Origin of the sequence: Microcella sp., assembly GCF_033763155.1 — a bacterium.
Taxonomy (GTDB): domain Bacteria; phylum Actinomycetota; class Actinomycetes; order Actinomycetales; family Microbacteriaceae; genus Microcella.
Window position 1 is genome coordinate 1 of the sequence record NZ_JANRKZ010000092.1, and the last position, 7,244, is coordinate 7,244.

Annotated in this window: 6 protein-coding genes; 5 read left to right on the forward strand and 1 reads right to left on the reverse strand. The window is 64.4% G+C overall.

What is annotated here, in order from left to right; translation table 11 throughout:
• Positions 1 to 1,010 (reverse strand): potassium transporter TrkG (locus tag SFU54_RS04260; RefSeq protein ID WP_319015062.1); only part of this gene is annotated, 1,010 nt, incomplete at its 3' end.
• Between the two features lie 189 nt (positions 1,011 to 1,199).
• Here SFU54_RS04260 and SFU54_RS11725 point away from each other — a divergent pair.
• The 5 genes from SFU54_RS11725 to SFU54_RS04280 all read left to right on the forward strand — a co-directional run.
• Positions 1,200 to 1,265, forward strand: a complete 66-nt coding sequence (locus SFU54_RS11725; protein ID WP_413466564.1) for a potassium-transporting ATPase subunit F — start codon at positions 1,200 to 1,202, stop codon at positions 1,263 to 1,265.
• Complete coding sequence (kdpA, locus tag SFU54_RS04265) at positions 1,262 to 2,938, forward strand: potassium-transporting ATPase subunit KdpA (protein WP_319015063.1); 1,677 nt, start codon at positions 1,262 to 1,264, stop codon at positions 2,936 to 2,938. Before SFU54_RS11725 ends, kdpA begins: the two co-directional genes overlap by 4 nt.
• A gap of 5 nt (positions 2,939 to 2,943) precedes the next feature.
• Positions 2,944 to 5,058 carry a potassium-transporting ATPase subunit KdpB gene (gene kdpB, locus SFU54_RS04270; protein WP_319015064.1) on the forward strand — a complete coding sequence of 705 codons (2,115 nt, stop codon included), beginning with the start codon at positions 2,944 to 2,946 and terminating at the stop codon, positions 5,056 to 5,058.
• A 27-nt stretch (positions 5,059 to 5,085) separates the two neighbouring features.
• Positions 5,086 to 5,688, forward strand: coding sequence for a potassium-transporting ATPase subunit KdpC (gene kdpC, locus SFU54_RS04275; protein ID WP_319015065.1), 603 nt, complete (start codon positions 5,086 to 5,088; stop codon positions 5,686 to 5,688).
• A gap of 16 nt (positions 5,689 to 5,704) precedes the next feature.
• The coding region (locus SFU54_RS04280) for a DUF4118 domain-containing protein (RefSeq protein ID WP_319015066.1) at positions 5,705 to 7,244 on the forward strand (1,540 nt) is incomplete at its 3' end.

Sequence of the window (7,244 nt, forward strand, 5' to 3'; positions counted from 1 at the left end):
AGCTCGGTGATGATGATGAAGAGAAGCACGGCAAAGGTCGTGACCTTGATGCCGCCGGCGGTTCCGGCCGGCCCGCCGCCGATGAACATCAGAACGTCGATGCCCAAGAGCGTCTCGGGCGCCAATTGTCCGATGTCGACCGAGTTGAAGCCGGCCGTGCGGGCTTGCACCGAGTGGAAGAACGACACGAGCACCCGATCGATGGGCGACATCTCGCCGATCGTCGCGCCGTTGTTCCACTCGAAGAGCGCGATCATCACCGTGCCCACAACGAGAAGCAAGGCCGTCATCGCGAGCACGAGGTTGGTGTTCATCGTCCAGTGCAGCGGGCGGCGAAGTTCGCGCCGCAATTGCAGCAGCACCGGAAAGCCGAGGCCGCCGAGAATCGTGGCGATGCTCATCGGCAGCACGACGATGGGGTCGGTGGCGAACCCGATCATGTTGTCACTAAACGGCGCGAAGCCGGCGTTGTTGAACGACGAGACGGCCAAGAACACTCCGCGGCCGAACGCCGTCGGAAGCTCAACACCGTACGAGAGCCAAAACTGCAGCGTGAGAACCATCGCGACGATCGCTTCGATCACAAGCGAGGTCAGCAAAATGCCGCGTGTCAGTCGGGAGGCATCGCCGGTGGTCACGGCGCGGTTCTCGGTGCCCGCGATCATGCGGCCGCGCAGCGAGATCTTGCGCAGCAACGCAAGACCGATGAGCGAGGCCACGAGCATGATTCCCAAGCCGCCGATTTGAATGAAGGCGACGATAACCGCGTGCCCGAAGGGCGACCACACCGTCGCGGTGTCGACGACGATATGCCCCGTGACGCACACGGCCGAAACGGCCGTGAAGGCCGCCTCGAGAAATGTCACTTCGACGCCCGGCGCGTGCGCGATCGGCAGCGACAACAACAGCGTGCACACAGCGATAGCCGTGAAGAACGCCAGCACCACGGTCTGCGGGGGGCTGAGCGTGCGGCGAGCGCGATAGGCGCGCCGAGGAACCGACGTGAGCACCGGGAAACAGTACTCCTGGTCGCGCACGGGAATCGTCATTTTTTGGCGAACAGGCGTTAGGAAACCGTGAGGACGCCCTCACGCCCGATTGCTCGGGCATAGCGTCAGCGCCGCCGGTGACTCTCCGGTTGCCGCCCGAGACGGACATCTCGAGTTGAAAGGTTCGTCGTGATTGACCTCATTGCGGTCGTGCTCGGTGTAGGAGCGCTTGCGTACCTCGTGGTCGCCCTGCTGAAGCCGGAGTCGTTTTCATGACCGAGCAGTGGGCGGTCTTTGCTGCACAACTCGGACTTCTCGCCCTCGTGTTGCTGCTGGCCTATCGCCCCCTCGGCGACTACATGGCTGCGGTGTACTCGAGTTCGCGACACCTCCGAGTCGAACGCTGGATCTACCGCGCCATCGGAGTCGACGCTGACGCTGAGCAAAGCAGTCGTGTCTACACGCGCTCGGTGCTGGTCTTCTCCGCCGTGAGCATCGCCACGCTGTACCTGCTCCAACAGACCCAGCAGTGGTTGCCCTACAGCCTTGGGTTGGGCGCCCCGAGCGAGCACCTCTCGCTCAACACCGCGATCTCGTTCGTCACGAACACCAACTGGCAGTCGTATTCACCTGAGTTCACGCTCGGCTACTCGGTTCAGGCCCTCGGCCTGGTCGTACAGAACTTCATGTCTGCCGCAGTGGGCCTTGCCGTGGCGGTCGCACTGTTTCGCGCTTTCGCTCCGGTCGCTCGGGATGCCCTCGGCAACTTCTGGGTCGATCTCACCCGCGGCACCCTCCGAATCCTGCTCCCTGGTTCGGTGATCGCGGCGATCGTCTTGCTCCTCGGCGGAGTCATCCAGAATCTCTCAGGGTTCATCGACGTGACAACTATCACGGGTGCCACGCAGACGATCCCCGGGGGGCCGGTGGCCTCGCAAGAGGCCATCAAGCTGTTCGGCACGAACGGCGGTGGATTCTTCAATGCCAACTCCGCGCATCCGTTCGAGAACCCCACGGCATGGACGAGCCTGATCGAGATTGCGCTGTTCTTGCTCATCCCGTTTTCACTGCCTCGCACCTTCGGCCGACTCGTCGGCGATATTCGACAGGGTCGCGCAATCGTGGGCGCCATGGCGATCATCGCCACGGTCGCCGTCACCCTCATGACCGTTGCCGAGCTCGCCGGCTCGGGTTCCGCCCCCCTCGCGGCCGGAGCGGCACTCGAAGGCAAAGAAACGCGGTTCGGCATCGTGGGGTCAACGCTGTATGCGGCGGGCACGACCCTGACCTCGACGGGCTCGGTCAACTCGATGCATGACAGCTACACGGCCCTCGGTGGTGGGGTTGCGATGCTCAACATGATGCTCGGTGAGATTGCGCCGGGCGGAGTGGGCGCGGGCATGTACGGCATGCTTGTCGTCGCGATCGTTGCCGTCTTCATCGCCGGGCTCATGGTCGGCCGCACGCCCGAGTACCTCGGTAAGCGACTCGGGCCCCGCGAGATGACGCTCGCGAGTGTCTACATCGTTGTCACGCCGGCCCTCGTGCTTATCGGCACAGCGCTGAGCTTCACCCTTCCAGGAGTGCGCGACGAGGTGTTCTCGACGTCGATACTGAACCCGGGAATCCACGGCTATGGCGAGGTTCTGTATGCATTCACCTCGGCTGCCAACAACAACGGGTCGGCGTTCGCGGGGCTCACCGCCAACACTGTGTGGTTGAATCTCGCGCTCGGCGCGGTCATGTTGCTGGGGCGCTTCGTGCCCATCGTGCTTGTGCTCGCGCTCGCCGGTTCGCTCGCCCGCCAGACCGCGGTGCCTGCGAGCGCGGGAACGCTCCCGACTCATCGACTCGCCTTCACCGGGCTCCTGATTGGCACCGCCCTCATCGTGTCGGCGCTCACCTACTTTCCGGCCCTGGCACTCGGGCCACTTGCCGAAGGGCTCTGATCACAATGTCTCCCATCACAACGGATGCGCACACCTCGCCGAGCACCTCGGTTCCGGCGGGGCTCGGCCTTCGCCAAATCACGTCGGCCCTGCCCGGCGCCCTGAGCAAGCTCAACCCCGTCACCCTGTGGCGCAACCCGGTGATGTTTCTTGTCGAGGTGGGTGCCGCTTTCACGACGCTCATCGCCATGAGCGATGCGCTCACCCAGAGTGGCAGTGTGCCTGTGGTCTTCACCGTGTCGATCGCCGCGTGGCTCTGGGCTACCGTGCTCTTCGGCACGCTGGCCGAGTCGATCGCCGAAGGTCGCGGAAAAGCTCAAGCCGCCTCACTGAGGGCCACGCGGACGAGCACCCCCGCACGTCGCGTGGTGTCGTACGCGCCGGATGTCGATGCCGATGCTCGCTCCGTCGAGGTCTCGGCTGTCTCTTCCTCGGAATTGCACCTCGGCGACATTGTCATCGTCGAAGCAGGGGAAGTCATTCCCGGTGACGGCGAAATCATCGCCGGCATCGCGACGGTGGACGAATCGGCAATCACGGGCGAGTCGGCCCCGGTGGTTCGCGAGCACGGGGGCGATCGCTCAGCGGTCACGGGCGGTACCCGCGTGCTCAGTGACCGCATCGTGGTGCGCATCACAGCAGAGCCCGGCGCGAGCTTTGTCGACCGCATGATTGCTCTCGTCGAGGGCGCTAGCCGACAACGCACACCCAACGAGATCGCTCTCTCGATTCTGTTGTCGAGCCTGTCGATCGTCTTCGTGCTCGTCGTGCTCACGATCAATCCGCTCGCGAGCGCCGCCGGAGAGCCCGTTCCGGTGGTCACCCTCGTTGCGCTCCTCATTTGTCTCATCCCGACCACCATTGGTGCGCTCTTGAGCGCCATCGGCATCGCGGGTATGGATCGGCTTGTGCGCCGCAACGTCTTGGCGCTCTCGGGTCGCGCGGTGGAAGCCGCTGGCGACGTGACCACGCTCTTGCTCGACAAGACGGGGACGATCACGTACGGAAACCGTCGAGCGACCGATGCCCTTCCTCTCGAGGGTGTCGAACGGGCTGAGTTATTGCGGGCCGCTCGCCTCGCATCACTGGGCGATCCGACGCCTGAAGGGTCATCGATCGTCGAGTTGGCCCAGGCTGAAGGCAATGCCGGCTCTATGCCGTCGGGAGCAACGATCGTTCCGTTCACGGCTGAGACCCGCATGAGTGGAATCGATGTGCCCAATGGTCCGTCTCTGCGGAAGGGCGCCGGCTCGATGGTCGCGCGCTGGGCAGAGGTTGCATCAGCAGCGCAAGGTGTCGAGCTCGACGGCGTGGTCGAAGAGATCTCTCGCTCGGGCGGAACTCCGCTCGTCGTCGCGGAACGGTCGGCGGCAGGGGTCGCGAGGGTTCTGGGGGTCATCCACCTCAAAGACGTCGTGAAAGAGGGTTTGCCCGCTCGATTCGCCGAACTGCGCGCGATGGGGATTCGCACCGTCATGATCACGGGCGACAACCCCCTCACCGCGGCGGCCATCGCGGCCGAAGCTGGCGTCGACGACTACCTGGCCGAGGCGACACCCGAAGACAAGATCGCCCTCATTCGTCGCGAGCAAGAGGGTGGCAACCTCGTGGCGATGACCGGCGACGGAACGAATGATGCCCCTGCACTCGCGCAAGCCGATGTCGGTGTTGCCATGAACTCAGGCACCTCGGCGGCGAAAGAAGCCGGCAATATGGTCGACCTCGATAGTGATCCGACAAAGCTCATCGAGATCGTTCGCATCGGCAAGCAACTTCTGATCACGCGCGGTGCTCTGACGACGTTCTCGATCGCGAACGATGTGGCCAAATACTTCGCGGTCATTCCCGCGATGTTTGCGGGAGTCTTTCCGGGGCTCAGCGCACTCAACGTCATGGCCCTTGCGAGCGCGCAGTCGGCGATCTTGTCGGCAATCATTTTCAACGCCCTCGTGATCATCGCGCTCATTCCGATCGCCCTGCGAGGGGTTGGGTACCGAGCACAATCGGCGACCGCCCTCCTCGGGCGCAACCTGCTCGTCTACGGGCTCGGAGGGCTCGTGACCCCCTTCATCGGTATCGCGCTCATTGACCTCATCGTGCGCACCCTGCCGGGCTTCTAGTCGTTCTGCCTCGAGAAAGCACTCATCATGATCCGTTCGCTCGTGCGTCAAGCAGCCACCTCGGTGCGCGCCTTGCTCGTCTTCACTCTCGTGCTCGGAGTCGGGTACACCGCTCTTGTGCTGGGTCTTGGGCAGGCCATCGCGCCCGCCCAGGCCAACGGCTCACTCGTCACGGTCGATGGCGTGCCCGTTGGGTCAACGCTGATTGGCCAGTCATTCACCGATGCTTCGGGGGCGCCACTGCCCGAGTGGTTTCAGTCTCGCCCGTCTGCGGCAGGAGACGGATACGACGGAGGAGCCTCGAGCGGCACGAACCTCGGGCCCGAGAACGACGACCTAGTTGCGGCGATCAGCGAGCGGCGAGCATCCATCGCGGCATTCGAAGGCGTCGACCCCGCCTCGATCCCGGTGGATGCCCTGACCGCGTCGGCCTCAGGCCTCGACCCACACATCTCACCCGCATACGCGTTGCTGCAAGTGCCGCGGGTTGCCGACGCCCGCGCCCTCAGTGAGCAGGAGGTGCGCGAGCTCGTCGTGTCTATGATCGAACCGCGCCTGCTCGGCGTTGTGGGCGAACCGCGAGTCAACGTCCTCGCGCTCAACCTGGCACTCGACGCGCTCGAGCCGTAGCGCGAAGGGAGAGGCCATGGCGCGCGGTCGATTGCGGGTTTTTCTGGGCGCCTCGCCCGGGGTCGGCAAGACCTACGCGATGCTCGAAGAAGCACACCGCCTGAAAGATGCCGGTGTAGACGTCGTCATTGGACTCGTCGAGACGCACGCGCGCGCCGCGACCGCAGCCCTGATCGACGGCCTCGAGCAGGTCGACCGTCTGACGATCGACCATCGCGGCGTCACGCTCAGCGAACTTGATGTCGATGCCGTTGTCGCACGCCAACCCGACGTCGTCCTCATTGACGAACTCGCCCATACCAATGCGCCGTCGCTGGCCCGAAGTAAACGGTGGATGGACGTTCACGTCGTGCTTGACGCGGGCATCGACGTCATGACGACCGTGAACGTGCAGCACATAGAGTCGCTTACCGATGTGGTTGAGCGCGTGACAGGAGCGCCGCAACGCGAGACGGTGCCCGATGCCGTGCTGCGAGAAGCCGACCGCATCGAACTCGTTGACATTGCTCCGCGAGCTTTGCGCGAGCGACTCGCTGACGGACTCGTGTACCCCGCCGGTCGAATTGACGCGGCCTTGAGCAACTACTTTCGATTGGGCAACCTGACCGCGCTGCGGGAACTCGCTTTGTTGTGGCTCGCCGACGAAGTCGATGAGACTCTTCGCGTCTATCGCCGCGACCACGGTATCGATGCGACGTGGGAGGCCCGTGAGCGCGTTGTGGTCGCTGTCACCGGCGGACCCGAGGGCGACACGCTCATTCGGCGCGCCGCGCGAATAGCGGCGCGGGCGGGCACTCGTGAACTCATCGCGGTGCACATCGGCGAACCAGACGGCTTGACATCACGCGCCAACTCGCACCTCGACGCGAACGAAGCACTCGTCACGTCGTTGGGCGGCAGCATGCACCGCCTGGTCTCCTCCAACATCGCCGCAGCGTTGATCGAGTTCGCTCGCGGCGTCGACGCCACGCAGCTCGTCATTGGGGTGAGTCGTCGTACCCGACTGGGTGCCGCCATCGGAGGAGCGAGCATTAGCGCCGCGGTCATTCGCCAAGCGGGGGACATCGATGTGCACATCGTGTCGCACGGGGTTGTTGGGCATCGGCGACTTCCGCGCGCGCGCGGTGCACTCGCGCTTCGACGGCGCGTGACGGGGTTCGCCATCGCAGTGCTCGGGTTGCCACTGCTCACCGTGGTTCTTGCGCCCGTACGGTCGCCCGACTCACTCGTCACCGATGTGCTGCTCTTTCAGCTGTTGGTCGTGGTCGTCGCGGTCGTGGGCGGTCTATGGCCTGCGCTCACGACCGGCGTGATCGGCGGTCTGGTTCTGAATTATTTCTTCACTGAACCGCTCTACTCACTCTCGATTCGCAACCCCCGCGAGATCGCAGCGCTCGCGATCTTCGTCGCCGTAGCCCTCATCGTGAGTGTGATTGTCGATCAGGCCGCTCGGCGCGCACGAGCGGCGAAACGATCGGCCGCTGAAGCCCGCACGCTCGTGAGCGTCGCGGGCGCCGTAATCTCTGGCTCCGATGCGCTCTCGACACTTGTTGAAC

Coding starts and splice junctions, on each gene's coding strand:
- kdpA (WP_319015063.1), top strand. CDS start 1,262: ATGACCGAGCAGTGGGCGGTCTTTGCTGCACAACTCGGACTTCTCGCC.
- kdpB (WP_319015064.1), top strand. CDS start 2,944: ATGTCTCCCATCACAACGGATGCGCACACCTCGCCGAGCACCTCGGTT.
- kdpC (WP_319015065.1), top strand. CDS start 5,086: ATGATCCGTTCGCTCGTGCGTCAAGCAGCCACCTCGGTGCGCGCCTTG.